The following is a 20,880-nucleotide window of genomic DNA, read 5'->3' on the forward strand; positions in this document are numbered from 1 at the left end:
GTTCGTTAGAACGTAACAATGATGTTAGGGCCAGCAAGCGATAGCGCGGTAGCCAAAAAGTGTACAAAAATAGAGTGCCGAAAATACCGGTATAAAAACTACATCGAGAAAATCTTGACACAAACTAAATGATTAACTCTAGCGAAACCCTATTTTTTTTCTTAATATATTGATAGAAAGCTCCATAAAAGGATCCTAATAAAAATTGTATAAATACCATCCCTACTACAGAAAAGTCTTGAATATACCTCCTTAGTGCAGTGTAAATATTGACATCCACATTTTTCCAACTAACAAATTCTAGGGGCACTTGATAATATGGTATATCAAAGCCAAACTTCCTGAATATATGATAAAGTGCATAGAACGTTTCTTTTCCGAAAAATATCTGGCTAGGGGGGTTAGATATATATTTATCAAGGGCCACGATAGAAGCACCTATATAGAGAGAAAAGTTTTCCCACAATGTCAATCTCTCACTTTTACCAGTTAAAAAACCACTTAACCTGAAAATTATTAAGAACAAAGCCACCCCAATAATGCCATAAATTATAATTCTAGTATTCACTTTACTTATCCAATTATGTTTCTGTTTGAGCATTATAAAAAATAATATTAAGCAAACTGTAATTAGGTTAATAAATTCAGTTCTCCCTGTAGTCAATAAAATATTTCCTATATTCAATATTGCCGGAAAAAGATATTTAAGGGATGTTATTCTAAATCTAAAAAAAACCATATTGTATAAAAATACAAAAATAAAAAAGTAAGTGAGCACCCTGGAAAATGTTAGTCCCAAGCTCAATAACATGCTTGCATCAGAGTTAATATCAGGATTAAACTGTGCATGCCTCGCGTAAAAGAGCAACGTGTCTAAACCACCACTATAACCGGCCGCCATTGCAATGCTTTGTTTAAATTTAAAGTGGAAATAGGTAACCACCAATAGAAAAAGTATTATAAGCACTATCCACCTATTGGCTATGGAAATTCCTTTATTACCATTTATTAACTTTACTTGATTTATGGTAGAATTATTTCTTCCCCGCTTTAATATTACGGTTTTGGTAAAAAGTTCTCCAACCCCAAAAGAAAGTAGTGCAATAAGAATAATTAAAACTGTAACAGCACTTATATCCTCCATCCAATAGTTGTAATTCAATGCAGCTACAGAAACAGAGAGGATAAACATACAAATTGAAACGACCCAAGGTGAAAGAATGTCCCTACCTGTCAGTATAAAAGCCATAAAAAGCATCATAATTAATGCTATTAATAATAGAAAAACCATTGTTTTCCACCTATCTATTAATAAAAAGTCTTTAATTTAAGTTCGATCTTATTTTCTTTAAACCAATTCTTAATGAAATTAAAGATAAAAGCGACCTTAGTCTATGTTTAGAGTTGAAAATTTCTCTAGATATGTCACCACTAGTAATTTCATTAATTGAAGCATCTTCCAAATGATTTACTTGAATGGCTGGATTGTAAGATACAATGTATCCTTTGTTGCCTGAATATTCAAATAATATATCTTCTTCATGAAACAAAAATGTAATTGGTAAAAAGGCAATATCCTCTTTTTCTACAAAATTTTTGGTATAAACCAAACAGGAACCATGAGGAATAATACCAACTAATGAGTCATTAATAAACGTATTATTGAACTCCTTTTTTCGTTTAACCTTTTTAAGTCTATTAAAGGTTAATTTATTCAAAAAAGGGGTTTTCATTATGAAAATCCAAATTGAGTAAAATAAGCACGTGCGCAGAATGTTGTAAGTTTTTAACCTTTGTCTTCTAAAGGGATTTTGGTGCTTATTATCTAGTGTTTTTATATCCGGGGCTATAATATGAACACCATTCCCATTAATTATTTCGTATAATTTCTTTTCAAAACCCATTTGGCTAATAATTACATCACTATTCATAACAATGATGGTATCAGCATGTAAAGACTTTTTCGCATATAAATACCCTATATTATTTCCTTTAGCAAAGCCAACGTTTACATCATTTATAATTATTTCTATATCCTCCTGATCACTATATAACCTTTTAAGCTGCGATCCAGTATTATTTGGTGATGCGTTATCAACAATAACAATTTTGGATTCTTTAGATTTAATGTTACGTAATGAAGCCACACAATTCTTAGTAACATCAATATTTTGATAATGTAATATTACATAACACAATCTCATATTATTTCTCCTCTGATAAATATTGCTGCTTGTTTGAAGTATTAAATGTAACTATATTTAAATGCTAAATTCCAGCAATACTATATGCACTTTCTTGATAAACTTCTTTGTAATCATCACAAATATTGACCCAATCAAATTTATTACATAAAGATGTACAACTTTCGGAAAACTTTTCATAGTTTTCAATGATATCTATAATACTTTTAGATATCTCTTCAGAGTTATAACAGTTTACATGATATCCTACAGTACCTTCCTCAAACTGCCCATCAAAGCCTTGACCTTTAGAATATATAACAGGCAAACCCTGGCTCATTGCTTCAGCATAAGTTAATCCAAAAGTTTCGGTTATCGATGGCATTACAAAGATATCATTATCACGATAAATTTCTAGTAAGTCTTCTTTTGATTTAGGTTCTATATAATTTAGGAAAGGTATATTTACTATTTGATTATAAATAGATTGATCATCAATTCTGCCTACAACTGTAAATTTAACTTGGTAGCCCTTTTTTTGTAACTCTTCAAGAGATTCAATTGTGCTCATAATATTTTTCCTTTTATTAATTGCACCTACAAATAAAACTTTCACTTTATCTTTGGTTGGCTTTGCCGCTTCATGGTTTTTATTTTTATTGATATTCTTTAGCCAATATTTATTTATCCCATTCGGTATAATTTCAATTTTATCCTCAATATATTTCAGATCTCCTATGGGGATATATTTATCTAGTACATATTTTTTATAAGAAGGTGAAATAAATATAATTTTCGCGGCGTGTTTCATAATTTCTAAAGCATACCTACGTAAATGAATAGCGTATTTAAAATATTTATTTAAATCAGTATCTCTAAGAGCTACTACATATGGAATTCCATACTTTTTATATAAATTGAATGCAACTCCTCCATCACTAAACAAACTATGAGAATGAATTAAAGATATTTCGGATATATTAAAGTTTAATTCTATATCTTTTGCCATCCTTCCTATTTTACTGAAATACAATAGTTTATCATATTTTTTAATAATTTTATTAGAATATAAGGGATATGGAAAAGTATCGTCCTTAAAATCTAGTAAGGATCTTGTTTTATGCTGTGGTACATATACCTCTAATTCAACATTTTGTCTATATAGCTCAGAAAAGAGGTTATTATAAACTGTACTATAACTAAATCCACATGCAATTTGAAGAACTCTCATGTATACACCTCTTTATATTTATAATCTCCAAAGACTATACCCTTCATTTTCAATTTGTTTTTTATCCAAAATATGCTTAACATCCACTATAACTTTCTCTTCATTTGGATACTCTCCAAACATCCTATCTATCTGTTCCATTGACATATCTCTAAATATGTCATGGGCAACAGCAAATATAAGACAATCCGCATCATCTATCATATCAAAAGGAATCAAATCAACACCATACTCATGTTTTGCTTCCAATGGGTCTGCGTATGGATCGACTACAATTGGCTCAACTTCATATTCATAAAGACGCCTAATAATATCTGCTACTTTTGAATTACGTGTATCAGGGCAATTTTCTTTGAATGTTATTCCCAATATTACAACCTTGGCCTTCTTAACCACTTTGTTTGCATGTATCAACTTCTTAATAACTGCATCAGCAACAAAGGCACCCATACCATCATTTATCTTTCTACCTGATAAAATGATTTGTGAGTGATATCCAAGTTTTTCCGCTTCATATATAAAATAGTATGGATCAACACCAATACAGTGACCACCGACTAGTCCTGGATAAAACTTTAATGCATTCCATTTAGTGTTCATAGCTTCAATAACCTCATTTGTATCAATACCCATTCGATCAAAAACCATAGCAAGTTCATTCATAAATGCAATGTTAATATCACGTTGGCTATTCTCAACAACCTTGGCTGCCTCAGCAACTTTAATTGAATTAGCTCGATGGACCCCTACTTCAACAACAAGTTCATAAACTTTTGCAATTTCCTCCAACGATTCATTATCCATACCTGATACTATTTTGACAATATTCTCTAATCTATTCATCCTATCACCAGGATTTATACGTTCCGGAGAGTATCCCACTTTAAAATCTTCTCCACACTTTAGCCCTGATTCCTTTTCAAGGATTGGAATACAAACATCCTCTGTAACCCCAGGGTAAACAGTAGATTCATAAACAACAATTGAACCCTTCGTTAAATTGCGCCCAACAATTGTACTAGCCCCTTCAACCGGACCTAAATCAGGAGTCTTATCAGAGTTAATTGGAGTTGGGACAGCAACAATATGAAATTTTGCCTCCTTAAGTTTTGTCTCATCTGATGTAAAGCAAACTTTAGTCTGTTTAATCACATCATTCCCTACTTCATTTGTAGGATCAATTCCTGATTTATATAAATCTATCTTCTTTTCACTTAAGTCAAAACCTATTACATCAACTTTTCTCGCAAATGCAATAGCTAATGGCATACCCACATAACCTAACCCAACTAATGCAATTTTTTCTTTCTTATCGACAATATTTTTATATAAACTCATACCATTCATTCCCCATTATTTATTATTTTATTTATTTCATCAATATAGGCATGTACCACGATTTCCCTATCGAATTCCCTTTCCGCCTTCTCTCGACTTCTTTTTCCCATTAAGACCTTTTCTTCCATTGATAATTTAATAAATTTCTCCATAACATTTTTTAGTGATTCTGCATTTGCTACATCACATAAATATCCGTTATATCCATCATCCACATTATCTTTACACCCATAAGTGTCGCATGTTATTAAAGGTCTACCGATTGCAGCTCCTTCTTGCAGAACTGTACCTCTTCCTTCCCCATATGAAGGCAATACAATACAACTAGATTTTGCCATTATATTTGGGATATCATTTCTTTTACCTAAGTAATTTATAATTCCTGCATTTTCATATTGTTCAAGTAGATTAATGTACCTTTCTTCATCTACAAATCCTACAACTTCGAAGCCAACATTGTTATACATTGAAACAAGTCTCTTAGCGGCAGATAAATACTCTTCAATTCCTTTATCTCTTAAGACTCTGCCGACAAAGGTAAAGATAATTTTTTCATCACTAGGTTGTTCTTGGTACTTAAATTTTTCCAAATTTACTCCTGAACCAGGAACAATCAAAGTATTGTGGGTAGAGGAGGTGATTTTTAGTTGTTTATAAAAATCTTTGTTTTCTTCATTCAAAAAAACTATCTTTGATGCAGATTTAAAAGCAATCCTATTAAGAAATACCGCGATATGTTTTTGCCACATTTCTTGAATATAAACTGATCCTAACCCAGTTACTGTATGAATCGTTTTTACTCCACAAATTCTGGATGCGATTCCTCCATACGTATTAGGTTTAATTGTATAAGTGAGCACTATATCGGGGTTAATATCCCTTATTACTCTTATATACTGAAAGAGCAACTTTATATCAGATACAGGATTTGTTCCCCTTCTATCTAGTGGCGTTTCTATTATCTTGCAACCCATATTCTCAAAATAAATATTTTCTTTAGAATCCGGTAGCGCAAGATAGACTTCATTTCCATGTTCTAGTAATTCTTTTACTAATTCTTTTCTAAAGGCATAAATTGTTATAAAATGGTTTGCTAATATTAATACTTTTCTCATTTTCTTTTTTTAGCCCCCAAGTATTCTGCTACTTCAATCTCTATACCGTCATCAAAAGTCATGGGAGAATATCCGAAATCATTAGTAGCATTATCGTGGGAATAACTTCTATTCTCTCCCATTCTTTGTACTTTTTCTATAAAATCTATTCGGCCTAACGTTAGGAATTTAAGAACCCTTGCCACCAACACTCCCAAGCTTAAAGGTACGCTGATAAATATTGTCTTTTTATTAAGTTCTTTACTTATTAATTTGAAAACATCAATCATTTTAATTGGTCTTTCTCCCGATAGATCATAAGCTTTACCATCAGTTTCTTGCGGTGAAATTAAAACAGTGAAAAATGCCTTACCTAAATCTCTAGCATTAACTGGCTGGATTAAACTATTTCCACCACTAATGACAGGCATAATCCTGAATTTATCCACTATATTAATAAACTTGCTCATATTACTATCACAAAGATCCCCATATATCATAGAAGGCCTTAGAATTGTAATATTTGTCGAACACTCATGATCATTTTTTAGTTCATTAATTTTTTGTTCTATTTTCTTATATCCTTCTGAGGCATGCTTAAATTCCGAATAAATTCCTGTGGTGTGTACTAATATTGCCCTTTTCACTTTATTCTTAATAGCAGATTGCACTATCATTGGTGAATGGTGAATATTATAGATGTGCATTACCGTATCAACACCATTCATCGCACTATCAATAAAGTCTGGATCATCTAAATCTCCTACAACCTTTTCTATATCTAAGCCGCTGTTATCCAAAAGAGAAGTGTTGGATGTTTCCCTAACAACACAGCGGATAGAGCCTTCATATTTATTATTAATAAGTTCTTGTAAAAAGTATTTTCCCGTATGACCAGTGATTCCGGTGACTAAAAGCATTTCAACACCTCTATTACTCTATTTACTTTCATGAAGTTTCTGTCCCCTTAGTACTCGCAACTTCCTTCTTAACTCCAGTTCCACCTTCAACAACCCCGTCACTCTTTACTACACTAACTATGGTTCCGAAGAAGCACTTTACATCCATCCAGAGGCTAATCTTCTCAACGTACTCCCCATCCAACTTCGCTTTCACTTCAATAGGAAGCTCATCTCTACCATTAATCTGTGCCCAACCTGTCAATCCAGGCGGTACATCATTAGCACCATACTTATCTCGTTCCGCAATCAGATCATACTGATTCCATAGTGCTGGTCTAGGCCCGATTATACTCATCTGTCCAACAAAAATATTCCAAATCTGCGGAAGCTCATCAAGCGAGGTTTTTCTCAGAAATTTACCCATCTTTGTGATATACTGTTCTGGGTTACCTAATAAGTGAGTTGGAGTGTCCTTCGGCGTATCTATTCTCATGGTACGAAATTTCAATATGTTGAAATGTGTCTTATTAATTCCTACACGCTTTTGCTTAAACAAAACCGGGCCTCTTGAATCAATCTTAATAGCAATAATTAAAATTAAAAAGATCGGTGATAATACTATAAGTCCCATTAAAGAAAGAATGATATCTATCAATCTTTTAACTTTCATATACATCCAGCTACACTCCTTAAAATTTGTTCTTTAGTAGATTAGGACTTAATTAGAAGGTCTACCTCTAATCAACTACTAAACCACTAAAATTGTTATCTACAACTGATAGCCACCTCGGATATTATATTCAATATGAGAAATAGATGAAAAAATCAAGATATAGTATGCTTTGTCGTTAAAAATTAATTTTTAATACTACATATTGTGTTCCCTTATCAAATTCCAATACTCACCTCGTAATATCTATTCAATCTGTAAGGCAATACGAAATAGATATTTAGGTTTTTATCACTTCAAACCGAGTTTCTTCCTATTACATATACCATTCAATCAATCTATAAATCTCACTAAAAACGCATCAAACCCTTATCCCGCAAGATTTTCAGCATCTTATCTGATTACGATACTCAGTTCCTCTTCACCATTCAAACACAAACAAAAGAGGTTTAAGTCCTAAAAGGTCTCTCGCCTCTTTCTTATTTCTGTTATAAAAATGGTACTTCTCCATCATCTTCATTGCTTCCATCATCAGAATCGTCTTCTGAGTCGTGATAATCACTATAACTTCCATGCACACTACACTGAACCTGTTCATCAATATAAGCTAAGATGCCGTCTACTGGGCATAGGTCTGGTCCATATTCTAGAGTACAAGCAGTGAAGTGTTCATCTTGATGAGTCATACTATTCAGTTGAAGATCCAACTCATACATTCTTTCTAGTTCGTGTAGATTAGCATGACACACGCCTTCTTCTGCATGATAGATGTAGTTTAAGTACAGTGGAACCGCGATTAACGCGATGATACCGATTATGACGAGTACAGCCAATAGCTCAATTAATGTAACACCTTTACTATTCAGTTTTTTCAATTCTTCATCTCTTCTCAGGTTATTTTTATCTGAAAAACAACAAAAATTAAATTATGTAAATAAACAGGGCATCTAACCCTACCTCACACCATGCCACCGACGACGGGCGTCTAAGGTTGTGAAACCCACAGCATAGCCGAGTGCCTCCATTGATAAAGGTTAGGAGGCATCACCTAATTAAATGCATTAAACCGTGGACTTTTCTTGACTCACGACTTCTTTTAAATAGTTCATGACATCTTCATTTAAATCATTACGTTCTAACGCAAACTCAATTTGAGCTTTAATAAATCCAAATTTGTCACCGACATCATAACGGTCGCCTTCGAATTCGTAACCGACTACTATTTGAGCGCGATTTAATTCTTTAATCGCGTCTGTTAGCTGAATTTCTCCGCCCGCTCCTGGTAGTAGGTGGTCTAAGATATCAAAGATTTCTGGTCTTAGGATGTAGCGCCCCATAATGGCGTAATTGGATGGTGCTTCTTCTTGTTTTGGTTTTTCAACTAAATCTTTCACATGGTAAGCACCTTGATCGATTTGTCCTTCTTTAATATCAATAACACCGTATTTTGATACATCGTCCATTGGGACTTGTTGGACACCGATTACCGATGAATTTGTCCGCTCGTAAATATCGATTAATTGTTTTAAGCACGGTTTGTCGTGCGAATTAACAATATCATCACCAAGTAAAACAGCAAAAGGTTCATCACCAATAAAGCGTTTCGCACAACCAATCGCATGGCCTAGTCCTAATGGCTCTTTTTGTCTAATATAGTGGATGTTTGCGAGATTCGCAATGTCCCTTACCTCATCTAATAGCTCGTGTTTACCTTTCTTTTCAAGCGTTTCTTCAAGTTCATACGATTTATCGAAGTGGTCTTCAATCGCACGTTTACCTCGCCCGGTTACGATAATAATATCTTCAATACCTGATTTGACCGCTTCTTCGATAATATATTGAATCGTTGGTTTATCGACAATTGGTAACATTTCTTTCGGTTGAGCTTTTGTCGCTGGAAGGAAACGTGTTCCAAGTCCAGCTGCTGGAATAATGGCTTTTTTGACCTTTTGCATCTGTCAGCACTCCTTACGCTAGTTCACTTACTTCTTCTTTCTTCGGCTTGATCGCCTCTAACAGTCGTTCTTTTAGTTTTAATTCGTCCTCTAGTAGGGTTTGGATTTGCTCCTCTATCCCGCCTGTGCATTCATTGGTTGCTTTTCCGATATAGATTTTCGGGAAGACTTGTTTGTCACTGACTTCATCTTCACCGAGTAGTTCTTCATACATTTTCTCACCTGGTCTAATGCCGGTAAATTCGATGCCGACTTCTTCGATAGAATGTCCGGATAATCGGATTAAGTTTTTCGCTAGGTCGACGATTTTAACGGGTTCGCCCATGTCCAGGACGAATATTTCACCGCCTCGTGCTAATGAACCTGCCTGAATGACGAGCTGACTTGCTTCTGGAATCGTCATGAAATAACGCGTCATTTCAGGATCCGTAACCGTTACAGGACCACCATTTTTAATTTGTTCTTTAAATAGCGGAATAACGGATCCTCGGCTTCCGAGTACGTTTCCGAATCGAACCGCGCAAAATTTTGTTTGGCTGTCTTTTGCTAAATTCTGAATGACCATTTCAGCCATTCGTTTCGAAGCGCCCATAACGTTCGTTGGGTTAACGGCTTTATCCGTCGATACCAGTACAAATGTGTTAACCGAATGATGATCGGCGGCATCCGCCACATTTTTCGTCCCGTAAATGTTGTTTTTTACCGCTTCAGTCGGATTATATTCCATTAATGGCACGTGTTTGTGTGCGGCAGCATGGTAAATGACATCTGGCTTGTACTCACCGACGACTTTAAACATGCGCTCGCGGTCTTGAACATCCGCAATAATTGGAATGATATCTATTAAATTATGATAGCGACTTCTTAGCTGACGGTCGATTTGATAGATACTGTTTTCTCCATGGCCAACAATCACGAGACGCTCAGGGTGGAACGTTGCGATTTGTCTACAAATCTCTGAACCGATTGACCCACCTGCTCCTGTAATTAGAACGGTTTTCTCTGTTATGTAATCTGCGATGCTCTCTATGTCTAATTTAATTGGGTCACGACCGAGTAAGTCTTCTACTTCTACGTCGCGGAACTGACTGACGGAGAGTTTACCTGTCATGATGTCCTCAATACGCGGAATAATCTGTGTTTTAATTTGCAGTTCCGTACAGACCTCGACGATTTCGTTCAAACGTTTGCGCTCCAGTGACGGAATCGCGATAAGGATGTGGTCGATGTTTTTCCATTCGACAATTCGACGGATTTGGTTAATAGATCCTACCACCGGAATTCCGTGTATTTGAATCTTCCTTTTATTTGGATCATCGTCTACAAAAGCTACAGGTGTCAGATCAGTTTCGTTGCTGTTTAATAATTGATGAGTCACCATTGCACCAGCATGTCCAGCTCCGATCACTAATGTACGCTTTTTGTTCTTGCTACGCTTTAAGATGAAATCACGAACAACCCTCCATGCAAACCGTGAACCACCAATCAATAGGATATGCATCATGTAAGTAATAACTAAAGCACTAAATGTCACATAATCATATACTGTAAATTGTACTGCAGCAGTTACGATAATCGACAATGTAACAACATTGAAGATTCCGATTAATTCTCCAATACTCGCATACTCCCATGCTTTCTGATATAAACCAAATATGAATGCAAAAACGTGATGTGAAATTAATAGAATAATAGAAGAAATTACGATAATATCTTGGTTAATCGCAAACGTATTATATAGAAGATAAGAACAATAGTAGATTGAGAATAATACAATTGCTGAATCAAGTGAAAATAACAGTGCTACTCTTAAACGATAGTTCAACAGCATCCCTTCTCCCTGAAAAAATTATTCGTCCATTTTCTTTTTTTATTTATGTATGTTTCCAATTCAGAACAAAATATGTATCTAGATTACTAGTATTATGGAATATTTTTGTCTGAATTTCAACAGCATATTACAAATATCTCCATCAAGTTATAACTTGAGTTATATTTTAGTACTTTTTTACTAATATTACAATAGTATTACAACAAAATGTAAAATTTTATGTTTTTGTAAAATAATTGAGGTGAGTACATTATCAATCTTGTCGAATTATGCTATAATTTTGAAAGTATATATATAAGTAGAAGTTGGAGGCAAAAAAATGGAAGAAACCATATCACTTCAAGAGATTTTCTCTATATTAAAGAAGAGACTTAAGTTAATTATCCTATTAACTGTTGGAGCCACACTCATTAGTTTAATTATTACTCAACTATTTATTACACCTCAATATGAAGCTTCAACACAATTCATCGTTAACCAAAAAGACACAGGACAAGAAGCGCAATATGATATTAATGACATCCGTTCAAATGTCGAGATGATCAATACATACAATGTCATTATTAAAAGTCCTAGGATACTAGACCAAGTGATTGAAGAAGAAGGATTATCTTTATCGGTTGGACAACTTTCGAGTAAAATTCAAGTTCAAAATGCTGATAACTCACAAGTAGTTAACGTTACCGTATCAGATTCTGACCCATATTTAGCTGAGAATATTGCTAATACAACATACGACATTTTCGAACGAACACTACCTGAGTTAATGAACATTGATAATGTTAGTATTTTATCTGAAGCAAATGTTGGAGCTAATCCATCGCCGGTAAGTCCGAACTTAATGTTAAACGTGGCAATTGCATTAGTGCTTGGAGCAATGATCGGTGTCGGTCTAGCATTTTTACTAGAGTATTTAGATAACACCATTAAAACTGAACAAGATGTCGATGATACACTTGGACTACCAATCATGGGCGTAGTGTCGACCATTACTCAAGACGAACAGAATGGAAATTATACTCGTAAGAGACGTAGAAGAGGTGATAGAATTGGCGCGTAAATCAAAAGTGAGAAACCCACATACTAGAACCTTAATTGCACGGGATCAGGTTAAATCACCTATTACCGAGCAGTACCGAACGATTCGAACGAATATGCAGTTCGCGAATATTGATCAAGAGCTTAAATCAATTTTGGTCACATCAACTGGCCCTTCTGAAGGAAAGAGTTTAACAACCGCTAACCTGGCTATTGTTTTTGCACAACAAGGCAAAAAAGTTCTGTTAATCGATGCTGACCTTAGAAAGCCAACCGTTCATTATACCTTTAGATTAAATAATACATTTGGTTTAAGTAACTACTTAGTCGGTGGTTTTGAATTAGAAAAAACCGTTCAACAAACAAATGTAGACAATTTAGACATCATGACGTGCGGGCCGATCCCGCCAAATCCTTCAGAACTATTAGGCTCTAAAGCAATGACAGAGTTACTTGATGTTGCGAATAAAAACTATGATATTGTCATTTTTGACACACCGCCTGTGCTAGCGGTGACAGACTCACAAATTCTATCTAACTTAGTAGACGGTGTTTTATTAGTTGTACGTAGTAAACAAACGGAAAAAGACGCCGCAGTGAAAGCTAAGGATTTACTAGAAAAGGCTGATGCGAATATTTTAGGAGCGGTTTTAAATGACCGTGACGCTAAAGATAGTGGATATTATTACTATTACGGAAAATAGTTTAAAATTAAAATATTGAATTGACAGTTTTTGGTCCCGTGGTACAATTGTACTATGGGACTTATAATTTCTTACAGGGAGGGCTTTGGGTTATGATTGATCTTCATAGTCATATTTTACCTGGATTGGACGATGGTGCTAGTTCAATGACAGAAAGTCTAGCCATGGCAAAATCGGCAGTCCAAGATGGCATTCAAGTCATTTATGCCACACCTCATGAATTACACCCTCAATTCGATTATCAACTTGATGAATTATACAAACAGTTTGAAGAATTGAACGCTCAACTTATTCAGGAGGAAGTACCACTTGAAGTTAGGTTGGGGCAAGAACTTCGGATCAGTGGTGATTTAGTTGAACGGCTAAATTCTAAAGAGGCTTTGACTTTAGGAAATGGCGGCCAATACGTCTTGATTGAATTTCCATCTGACCACGTGCCTGAGTATGCGCAACGTCTACTATTTGACGTACAAGTTGCGGGGTACAAACCGATTATTGCACATCCAGAACGGAATAAGGAGATTATGCAGAAGCCTGAACTTATGTATAAACTCATTCGCGATGGTAATTTAGCACAAGTGACCGCAGCAAGTGTTGCAGGTAATTTCGGAAATAAGATCCAAGAGTTTAGCTTTGATCTCATTGAAGCGAACCTTGCTCACTTTATTGCTTCTGATGCGCACAACACGAACACACGTGGGTTTGTGATGACAAAAGCTTGGGAAAGCATTCGAAGAGAATTCGGTTTAGAAACTGTGTATTACTTAAGAGAAAATGCGGAGATCCTAGCAGAAGGCGGACAAGTCATCAGCGATGAACCGATCCGCATTAAACAGAAAAAGAAGAAAAAGTTATTTAAGTTTTTCTAAAGACTAAAATGGACGAATGTAATTGAGCGACCTTCAATTACCCCTCAACATTCCTAACACACAATCTTCAAGTCATCTTAGTCCGTACGACTTGCGAAATTTGTATGATGACGTCAATTTTTCGGGCATTCGACAAAGGCAAACCTATTGAAAGATAGGGACGCAAAGCTCAAGGGTCTAACGCCATGCTAAGATCGCCAGCTACCGAATATGCCGATCCATAATAAAACGCCTGTCACTAAAGACAGACGCTTTTTTTAACCCTTATTTAAATGATTTTCCACTCGGTCTCTTAATCTATTAACTTCTTCATCCTCTAACATTAGGTACCAAATATCGCCAATAAATTCACCGTAACCCGAGACATGCTCGGTTACTATGTCCTTACGTGTGTTTTGGTATTTAGTAAAAAGACCTCTCATATCATCCATGGCCATGTTCGTTTTGACATTATCACCAACCGTGTTTAGTAAATCATTGACTTTGGCGAATGATTCAAAGGAAAGCGTTTTATCTAAAGCCGCCTTGAGCACCTCACGTTGACGCTCCGTTCGGCCGAAATCATTATCAGGATCATGTTTACGCATACGCGCATATTTCAATGCCTGGTCCCCATCTAAATGAATTTCTCCAGCAGGAAAGACCTCGCCACCTTGGTTAAACTCAAAATCATTTTTGACTGTCACGCCACCAACCGCATCTACACCATCTTTAAATCCCTGCATGTTCACTTTAGTATAAAAATGAATATCGGTTTTCAGGAAATCTTCTACGGTTTCAACCGCCAAGTCCGTTCCACCAAATGCATATGCATGGTTAATCTTATCTTCCCCACGCCCCGGGATAGTTACATACGTATCACGTGGAATACTGAACATTAGTATTTTGTTAGTGTTCGGATTAAGTGATGCGAAAATCATCGTGTCTGATCGACCCTTGTCGTATTCACGCTCATCCACACCAAGAAGCAGAACATTAATTGGTTCCTTTTTCTCCATCGTATCTTTAATCAGTTCTTTTTGAATCACATCACGCTCAAGCGGTTCGTACATTTTCGCAACGGTATCTGACACTTGATTGTACATATAGAGCGCATAACTCCCAACGGACAATAGAAGCACTAACGTAATGGATCCAACAATAATCAACAGTTTTTTACGTTTCGACATAAACTCCCCTCATTTTCGCCTAAGACTTATAAACTATAATATTGTAAAATTTGGATAATTTCAATACTGAATTTGTCAGTTGAGGGGGATCAAAAGCAGGGTTGCTATTCCCATATAAAAGTTGTTCACATAGAAAAAGTTGCCTATAAAAGGCAACTTTTTAATCTATTGATTCTTTATTTCTACTTCTTTTCTTCCAAGAATGAGGTAGTTTAATTCTTCTTTATTCATTGATTTAATTTCTCTACGTTTAAATAAATAGAATATAATCCCCAATACCACCCAAACTATTAAGGCAATACGAGATTCAAAACCTAAAAATGCTGGCGAATTAGGAATTAATAGTAATAATAAAAATACGAGACTAACCATCATACCAAGTGCTGCTAATACTTTCTTAAATGGTGCCACAATGTTTTTGGAAGGATCAAAGCCCTTTCCTTCTTTCCATTTAAATAAATAGAATGCTGTAAAACATGTATAGAAATATGCAATGGTTACGCCAATAGATGACATATCAACTACCCAAAGTAATACTTCACGCCCAAACCATGGTGCTACCATCGCCACCGCAACTGTGAAAATAATACTCACATATGGTGTATTGTGTTTCGGGTGTAGCTTCGAGAATGCGCCTGGGATAATCTTAGCGCGTGACATTGCAAATAATAAACGACTTGATGAAATCGTAAATCCATTTAAACCAGTAAAGATTCCCATCGTTAAAGCTGTCACTAAGATCACAAGACCTAAGACACCTAAAGTATCTTGAATAACTGTACCTGTTCCCCATAAGTGACCTTCAGCGACTACGCTCTGCCATGGAGTTGCCATTGCAGTTGCAAGAATCATTAAGCAATATAACACAGCTGCAAAAATAATCGCTAACACGATTAACGAAAATGCTTTTTTCGAACTAAAGTTGAATTCTTCGGCAGCTTGTGGGATGTTATCAAACCCAACATATGCCCAAGGAGCCATCGCGACAATAACGATAATAGCGGCAAAAGCTGTCTTTTCAGCTGGGAATTGTGGTGTTACGTTCGAAAATCCAGCACCTGGTTGTGCACCGACAAGAAATGCAAGTAAAATAACTCCTAACACCATGACACTACAAAAAATGAATTGCATTCTACCTGAAAAACTCGAGCCTTTAATATTAAAGTAACCAAATATAGCTAAAGCTAAAGTAGCTACGATAATTTCCATTCCAAAAACTTGCCAATCAGCCACTACGAATAAAGGAATTCGTTCTATAAATGCTGGGAACACAAATTTAAACATGAGTGCAAAAGCTGATGCGTTTAAAGCCACAATACATATGTATCCCAATGTTAAAAACCAACCACTAATAAATGCATGTGTCCTTCCTAAACTTATAAACGCGTAAGCAAACTCTCCTCCGGTAACCGGGAAACTACGGACTAAGAACCCGTAACTAACTGCAATAACTAACATTAATAGGGCCCCGATCAAGAAACCAATCATAACCCCACTTGGACCTGCATCAGCCATCCAGTTCGTTGGTTGAACAAAGGCTCCCCAACCAATAGATGACCCTAAGGCAATCGCCCATACCCAATGGGGTTTAAGAGTTTTGGATAATGTCTGTCTATTTTCCAAAATAATACCTCCAAAAAATATAATCAACATCTATTCTACAATATATATCAAAATTTTCAAAAAATAAAGCAATCCTAAACAAGGATTACTTTTAAATAATTATAAATTTGTAAGATTATTAAAAAGGAATTTATATTAAATTTGTGTAACAGGAATTCAATTTCAATGGCATTTGATCACCCTAAATCCTTAGGATATTTCTTTGGTTTCGCCTTGACAAATTTCTTCAAGAAATTTAGCACAGGTTGCTTCCCACCCATGACTAATCCGACAATTTCAGCAATGATATGAATTAATAACAGGACTAAGAATATACTTATAATTGATGCCCCGACTGTGGAATAACTAAAAAATACAGCTAATAGCCCAAACATTCCACTAAAAACATAAATTAGAATAACGGCACCTTTATGACTTAGACCGGCATCTAATAATTGGTAGTGAAAATGTTTTCGGTCTGCATTCATAATACTTTCACCATTTCGCATTCGGCGAATGATCGCGAAAATCGTATCAACAATAGGTACAGCTAATACGATGAATGGAATGATAAAACTAAACAATGCGACATTTTTAAATAAACCTAACATGGAGATAACAGCAACCATATAACCTAAAAAGAGTGAGCCTGAATCACCCATATAAATTTTTGCTGGATAAAAATTAAATACTAAGAAACCTAAATTAGCACCTAAAATCATGGTACATAATAATGCCACAATCCAATTCCCATCTATAACCGCCATGATGGTAATACTTAATAAAGCAATACTTGCTACTCCTGCTGCTAGCCCGTCCAACCCGTCGATTAAGTTAATCGCATTTGAAACTGCTAAAATCCAAAAGATGGTTACGACCACACTGAGGTTCCCTAATTCAATATCACCAAAGAATGGGATATTAATTTTATCAATTAATAAGTCCGAAGAAATAATAATCAGTGCTGCAAGTCCTTGTCCGGCTAACTTAACCACTGGTTTTAAACTATATTTGTCATCTAATAACCCAGTCAGAAGCATGACAAATGCCCCAGATATAATGGCAATTTGATATTGGTGATTGGGCCAAAAGATCAGGTATGTTATCATTACACTTATAAAAATCGCCACTCCACCTAAATAAGGCTTTTCCATTGTATGAATCTTTCGTTCATCTGGGCAGTCAACGATATTAAATTTTATCGCGATGACACGAACGATTGGAGTTGTGGCTACTGCTATAATAAATGCTGTTACGCATGCGATGGTTAATAATACAAAATTCATTTACATCCCTCAATCTATCAATACATAGCTATAGTAATAATAGCATAGCCATAATACGATTAAAATAATTATTTCAAACCTGTAATACTTTATTCGTTTGCATTCGACAGCATTTGATTTTATAATGTTATAGTTAACTGATATTTAAGGTGAGGGGAATCCTAAATGATAGGTCGAAAAGAAATAAAAAAACACAAGAAACGAAAGCGAATTAAAAAGGTATTAATATCTTTTCTTATATTATTTTTTGTAGCCGCATCAGCAGGTGTTTATTTTGTCTATCAAACACTACAAGCGGCAAGTGAATCATACAATGACTTAGATGGTCGATATAAATCAGATAAACGTGATGAAGAAGTCTCCGTGAGTAAAGATCCAATTTCCATTCTATTAATGGGTATTGAAGATTATGAGACTGGTGGCGAAAATGGACGTACAGATACCTTAATGGTTGTTACTTACGATCCTAAATCTCAGACGTCCAAAATGCTAAGTATCCCACGTGATACATTAGTTGACTTTGTTGGAATGGATCGCCGTGATAAAATCAATCACGCCCACGTCTTTGGTGGAAAAGAAATGACGATTCATACCGTAGAGGAATTTTTAGATATTCCAATCGATTACTTCGCAGCAGTCAATTTTGATGCATTTATTGAAGTTGTTGACATCTTTGATGGTGTAACGGTCAATGTTCCATTTGATTTTGAACAGAAAACGATGGCTCCAAATTCATATTATGTAGAATTTAAAGAAGGCGAACAGCACGTCAATGGTGAAGAAGCATTGGCCTTCGTACGGATGAGAAAACAAGATCCTCGCGGTGATATCGGTCGTGGTGAACGTCAACAGGAGGTCATTAAAGCCCTATCTGAAAAAGCGATGGATGTCAAAAACGTTACAAAGATTGACGATTTAACTGATGTCGTTGCTAAACATGTTGAGACTAATATGAAAGTATCCGAGGGGTTAGTAATGTTTAAAAATTTAACAGACTTCGGTCGTGACAATCTTGAATCTATTAATCTTGAAACATATCCTCAGCGAATTGATAATACAAGTTATCAAATTGCCGATGAACAGTCATTACTAGAAGCTCAACAAGCATTAAAAGAACACTTAAAACTAGATAACGAGAATGAAAATGAAGAAGTAACTGAAGATCAGAACTAAATATATTACTCGAACTATTGACCTGAGTCCTTTGAAGGGCTCAGGTTTTTTTATGTTTTACAAAATTTTCGGTACAATTTCGTTTTATTTAAGAGAGTGTTAAAGCCGTTTATTTTTATAAATTTGAGGTATATCATGGGTATCTGATCAAGGAGGTAACAAACATGAATTGGTATAAAATGCTAAAGACTTATTTTCCCGTTGAAGAGATGAAGTCTAAAAAGCATATTGAAACCCTGTTAAAAGATAAACAACATTGCTACTTTCTAGATTACAGCGCAGATCATGTTATTCTATTCGCCGAATTCGAAGATTTTATTTTTGTTGACTATGTGTATGTTTCAAGTCAATCAAGAGGCAAAGGAATTGGCAAAAAGATTATCAATAAATTAAAGCAAAAAAATAAAACCATTATTTTAGAAGTTGAACCAATTATTGAATCTGATCCTGATACGAAGAAAAGAGTTCATTTTTATGAACGTGAAGACTTTAAATTATCCCAGAACATTCATTACAACAAAAACTCGTTATTAACGGGTGAAAAGGTACAACTCAATATTATGTATTGGTCGCCACTTCAAGAGAGTGAGCTTTCAGTATTTAGTAAGGTTATAAGAATGTATGAAGAGATTCATACTTATAAAGACAAAGAAATTTATGGTCATGAACATGCGAAGGCTCATCAAGTGCTACAGTATCATGAAGAAAAATCAGGAGTGGTTAGTAAAGCGATATAACCACTTAGGAGGTTTTATTTTATGTTACCAATTTCATCAATACTCAAAAAGAAAAGTAAACCCAAACAGTATGTTGGATGTATGCGAAGTAATAGGAAACCAAAGGAATACTATAAATTATTAGCTAAGACATGCGCTCATTATGGACTAACTCTGATCTACTTCACTCCAAAAGGTGTGGATATGGATCGCCACCAAATAAAGGGTAAGGTCTTAAAGGAAGACGAATGGGTTCCAGAAACTGTTGAAGTACCCATATTTAATGATGTAAACACGATCTTGTATAAACACAAAGATATTGTTCAATATTTAAGACAAAAAAGTACCCTATCTAATGGACTGATTGGATCAAAAGCGAAACAATATCGATTAGTAAGAGAAGGAGAAAAATTTAAGGACATTGTCATTCCTTATATTACAACACAACAACCGGAAAGAATTATGAAATTCTTATCTAAACATCCTGAAGTTATCTTAAAACCTCGTAAAGGAATGAAAGGTGAAAATATCTACCAAGTTACTAAGTTAAGTAAAGATCAGTATAAAGTCATTTACGATACGAATGAAGAAACCTTAACACATGATGACTTTTTCAAATTACTTTATGACATCGTTTCTAAGAAAAAGTATATCTGCCAGAAGTATATCAAAACACGAGATGAAAACGATAACCCCTTCGATGTTCGAATTCGTCTTGAAAAGAATATTGAAGGTAAATGGCAAACAGCGATTAACTTAGTTCGCATTGCTAGTAACCAAAAAGTTGTTTCAAATGTCGCTCAAGGTGGGTACGTCTCTGAATTAAGGCCTTTCCTTAAAGTAAATTATCCAGATCAATGGGAAGAGATTGAAGAAAAAATAATTCAGATTGGGAATGAACTACCTGAACACATCGAAGAATTAATCGGTAAAAACTTAAGTTCATTAGGTATTGATATTGGTCTAGATCCGAATGGGAAACCATATTTATTTGAAATTAACACCTCACCTGGTACTGAATTCGCACTAGGTGAGATTGCCAACCTTAAAGCAGGTTACTACTATTACCGAATCAATCAACTTAAAAAACAAAACCATCAAAAAACGGAGTCACTTTAA

19 protein-coding genes and 1 riboswitch are annotated in these 20,880 nt (G+C 35.1%); of the genes, 6 read left to right on the forward strand and 13 right to left on the reverse strand.

Going from position 1 to position 20,880, the window contains the following annotated elements; all coding sequences use genetic code 11:
* Positions 1 to 124 precede the first annotated feature (124 nt).
* The 10 genes from ACTWQB_RS15025 to ACTWQB_RS15070 all read right to left on the reverse strand — a co-directional run bounded on the left by ACTWQB_RS15025 (position 125) and on the right by ACTWQB_RS15070 (position 11,198).
* Positions 125 to 1,291 (reverse strand): O-antigen polymerase, encoded by a 1,167-nt coding sequence (locus ACTWQB_RS15025; protein WP_443140003.1) that lies wholly within the window; start codon positions 1,289 to 1,291, stop codon positions 125 to 127.
* Between the two features lie 31 nt (positions 1,292 to 1,322).
* Positions 1,323 to 2,204: a glycosyltransferase gene (locus tag ACTWQB_RS15030; protein WP_443140004.1), complete on the reverse strand. Its 882-nt coding sequence runs from the start codon at positions 2,202 to 2,204 to the stop codon at positions 1,323 to 1,325.
* Positions 2,205 to 2,268: 64 nt separating this feature from the next.
* Positions 2,269 to 3,414 carry a glycosyltransferase family 4 protein gene (locus ACTWQB_RS15035; protein WP_443140005.1) on the reverse strand — a complete coding sequence of 382 codons (1,146 nt, stop codon included), beginning with the start codon at positions 3,412 to 3,414 and terminating at the stop codon, positions 2,269 to 2,271.
* Positions 3,415 to 3,432: 18 nt separating this feature from the next.
* Positions 3,433 to 4,752 (reverse strand): nucleotide sugar dehydrogenase, encoded by a 1,320-nt coding sequence (locus ACTWQB_RS15040; RefSeq protein WP_443140006.1) that lies wholly within the window; start codon positions 4,750 to 4,752, stop codon positions 3,433 to 3,435.
* A gap of 5 nt (positions 4,753 to 4,757) precedes the next feature.
* Positions 4,758 to 5,867 carry a glycosyltransferase family 4 protein gene (locus tag ACTWQB_RS15045; RefSeq protein WP_443140007.1) on the reverse strand — a complete coding sequence of 370 codons (1,110 nt, stop codon included), beginning with the start codon at positions 5,865 to 5,867 and terminating at the stop codon, positions 4,758 to 4,760.
* Positions 5,864 to 6,766 carry an SDR family oxidoreductase gene (locus ACTWQB_RS15050; RefSeq protein ID WP_443140008.1) on the reverse strand — a complete coding sequence of 301 codons (903 nt, stop codon included), beginning with the start codon at positions 6,764 to 6,766 and terminating at the stop codon, positions 5,864 to 5,866. Before ACTWQB_RS15050 ends, ACTWQB_RS15045 begins: the two co-directional genes overlap by 4 nt.
* A 28-nt stretch (positions 6,767 to 6,794) precedes the next feature.
* Positions 6,795 to 7,424, reverse strand: a complete 630-nt coding sequence (locus ACTWQB_RS15055) for a sugar transferase (RefSeq protein ID WP_443140009.1) — start codon at positions 7,422 to 7,424, stop codon at positions 6,795 to 6,797.
* A 482-nt stretch (positions 7,425 to 7,906) separates the two neighbouring features.
* A complete protein-coding gene (locus tag ACTWQB_RS15060) occupies positions 7,907 to 8,293 on the reverse strand; it encodes a type IV pilin protein (RefSeq protein WP_443140010.1) in 387 nt (128 codons plus the stop codon).
* Between the two features lie 186 nt (positions 8,294 to 8,479).
* Positions 8,480 to 9,373 carry a UTP--glucose-1-phosphate uridylyltransferase GalU gene (galU, locus tag ACTWQB_RS15065; protein WP_443140011.1) on the reverse strand — a complete coding sequence of 298 codons (894 nt, stop codon included), beginning with the start codon at positions 9,371 to 9,373 and terminating at the stop codon, positions 8,480 to 8,482.
* Positions 9,374 to 9,386: 13 nt separating this feature from the next.
* Positions 9,387 to 11,198, reverse strand: a complete 1,812-nt coding sequence (locus tag ACTWQB_RS15070; protein ID WP_443140012.1) for a polysaccharide biosynthesis protein — start codon at positions 11,196 to 11,198, stop codon at positions 9,387 to 9,389.
* Positions 11,199 to 11,523: 325 nt separating this feature from the next.
* Here ACTWQB_RS15070 and ACTWQB_RS15075 point away from each other — a divergent pair, with 325 nt between their 5' ends.
* The 3 genes from ACTWQB_RS15075 (at position 11,524) to ACTWQB_RS15085 (ending at position 13,815) form a co-directional block, all read left to right on the forward strand.
* Entirely contained in the window at positions 11,524 to 12,264 is a 741-nt protein-coding gene (locus ACTWQB_RS15075) for a YveK family protein (RefSeq protein ID WP_443140013.1), read from the forward strand.
* Entirely contained in the window at positions 12,254 to 12,946 is a 693-nt protein-coding gene (locus ACTWQB_RS15080) for a CpsD/CapB family tyrosine-protein kinase (RefSeq protein WP_443140014.1), read from the forward strand. The genes ACTWQB_RS15075 and ACTWQB_RS15080 overlap by 11 nt, the downstream gene beginning before the upstream one ends.
* Before the next feature lie 92 nt (positions 12,947 to 13,038).
* Positions 13,039 to 13,815, forward strand: a complete 777-nt coding sequence (locus ACTWQB_RS15085; RefSeq protein ID WP_443140015.1) for a tyrosine-protein phosphatase — start codon at positions 13,039 to 13,041, stop codon at positions 13,813 to 13,815.
* 127 nt (positions 13,816 to 13,942) lie between these two features.
* Positions 13,943 to 14,024, forward strand: a riboswitch (cyclic di-GMP riboswitch).
* A gap of 48 nt (positions 14,025 to 14,072) precedes the next feature.
* Here the strand turns inward: ACTWQB_RS15085 and ACTWQB_RS15090 are convergent.
* The 3 genes from ACTWQB_RS15090 to ACTWQB_RS15100 all read right to left on the reverse strand — a co-directional run bounded on the left by ACTWQB_RS15090 (position 14,073) and on the right by ACTWQB_RS15100 (position 17,872).
* Positions 14,073 to 14,984, reverse strand: coding sequence for an LCP family glycopolymer transferase (locus ACTWQB_RS15090; protein WP_443140016.1), 912 nt, complete (start codon positions 14,982 to 14,984; stop codon positions 14,073 to 14,075).
* Positions 14,985 to 15,149: 165 nt separating this feature from the next.
* The gene (locus tag ACTWQB_RS15095) at positions 15,150 to 16,607 is read right to left on the reverse strand and encodes an APC family permease (protein ID WP_443140017.1); all 1,458 of its coding nucleotides are present in this window, start codon (positions 16,605 to 16,607) and stop codon (positions 15,150 to 15,152) included.
* Positions 16,608 to 16,783: 176 nt separating this feature from the next.
* Positions 16,784 to 17,872: a glycosyltransferase family 4 protein gene (locus ACTWQB_RS15100; protein WP_443140018.1), complete on the reverse strand. Its 1,089-nt coding sequence runs from the start codon at positions 17,870 to 17,872 to the stop codon at positions 16,784 to 16,786.
* Positions 17,873 to 18,037: 165 nt separating this feature from the next.
* Between ACTWQB_RS15100 and ACTWQB_RS15105 the strand changes: the two genes are divergently transcribed.
* From ACTWQB_RS15105 to ACTWQB_RS15115, 3 genes are all read left to right on the forward strand, one after another.
* The gene (locus ACTWQB_RS15105) at positions 18,038 to 19,045 is read left to right on the forward strand and encodes an LCP family protein (RefSeq protein ID WP_443140019.1); all 1,008 of its coding nucleotides are present in this window, start codon (positions 18,038 to 18,040) and stop codon (positions 19,043 to 19,045) included.
* A 164-nt stretch (positions 19,046 to 19,209) separates the two neighbouring features.
* Positions 19,210 to 19,782 carry a GNAT family N-acetyltransferase gene (locus ACTWQB_RS15110; protein WP_443140020.1) on the forward strand — a complete coding sequence of 191 codons (573 nt, stop codon included), beginning with the start codon at positions 19,210 to 19,212 and terminating at the stop codon, positions 19,780 to 19,782.
* A gap of 21 nt (positions 19,783 to 19,803) precedes the next feature.
* Positions 19,804 to 20,880, forward strand: coding sequence for a YheC/YheD family protein (locus ACTWQB_RS15115; protein WP_091776359.1), 1,077 nt, complete (start codon positions 19,804 to 19,806; stop codon positions 20,878 to 20,880).

This window comes from Piscibacillus sp. B03 (assembly GCF_052246295.1).
Lineage (GTDB): Bacteria > Bacillota > Bacilli > Bacillales > Alkalibacillaceae > Piscibacillus.

Bases quoted from the DNA above. Each gene is read 5' to 3' on its own strand.
- ACTWQB_RS15025 (WP_443140003.1), bottom strand. From the start codon at position 1,291: ATGGTTTTTCTATTATTAATAGCATTAATTATGATGCTTTTTATGGCT.
- ACTWQB_RS15030 (WP_443140004.1), bottom strand. From the start codon at position 2,204: ATGAGATTGTGTTATGTAATATTACATTATCAAAATATTGATGTTACT.
- ACTWQB_RS15035 (WP_443140005.1), bottom strand. From the start codon at position 3,414: ATGAGAGTTCTTCAAATTGCATGTGGATTTAGTTATAGTACAGTTTAT.
- ACTWQB_RS15040 (WP_443140006.1), bottom strand. From the start codon at position 4,752: ATGAGTTTATATAAAAATATTGTCGATAAGAAAGAAAAAATTGCATTA.
- ACTWQB_RS15045 (WP_443140007.1), bottom strand. From the start codon at position 5,867: ATGAGAAAAGTATTAATATTAGCAAACCATTTTATAACAATTTATGCC.
- ACTWQB_RS15050 (WP_443140008.1), bottom strand. From the start codon at position 6,766: ATGCTTTTAGTCACCGGAATCACTGGTCATACGGGAAAATACTTTTTA.
- ACTWQB_RS15055 (WP_443140009.1), bottom strand. From the start codon at position 7,424: ATGTATATGAAAGTTAAAAGATTGATAGATATCATTCTTTCTTTAATG.
- galU (WP_443140011.1), bottom strand. From the start codon at position 9,373: ATGCAAAAGGTCAAAAAAGCCATTATTCCAGCAGCTGGACTTGGAACA.
- ACTWQB_RS15075 (WP_443140013.1), top strand. From the start codon at position 11,524: ATGGAAGAAACCATATCACTTCAAGAGATTTTCTCTATATTAAAGAAG.
- ACTWQB_RS15085 (WP_443140015.1), top strand. From the start codon at position 13,039: ATGATTGATCTTCATAGTCATATTTTACCTGGATTGGACGATGGTGCT.
- ACTWQB_RS15090 (WP_443140016.1), bottom strand. From the start codon at position 14,984: ATGTCGAAACGTAAAAAACTGTTGATTATTGTTGGATCCATTACGTTA.
- ACTWQB_RS15100 (WP_443140018.1), bottom strand. From the start codon at position 17,872: ATGAATTTTGTATTATTAACCATCGCATGCGTAACAGCATTTATTATA.
- ACTWQB_RS15105 (WP_443140019.1), top strand. From the start codon at position 18,038: ATGATAGGTCGAAAAGAAATAAAAAAACACAAGAAACGAAAGCGAATT.
- ACTWQB_RS15110 (WP_443140020.1), top strand. From the start codon at position 19,210: ATGAATTGGTATAAAATGCTAAAGACTTATTTTCCCGTTGAAGAGATG.
- ACTWQB_RS15115 (WP_091776359.1), top strand. From the start codon at position 19,804: ATGTTACCAATTTCATCAATACTCAAAAAGAAAAGTAAACCCAAACAG.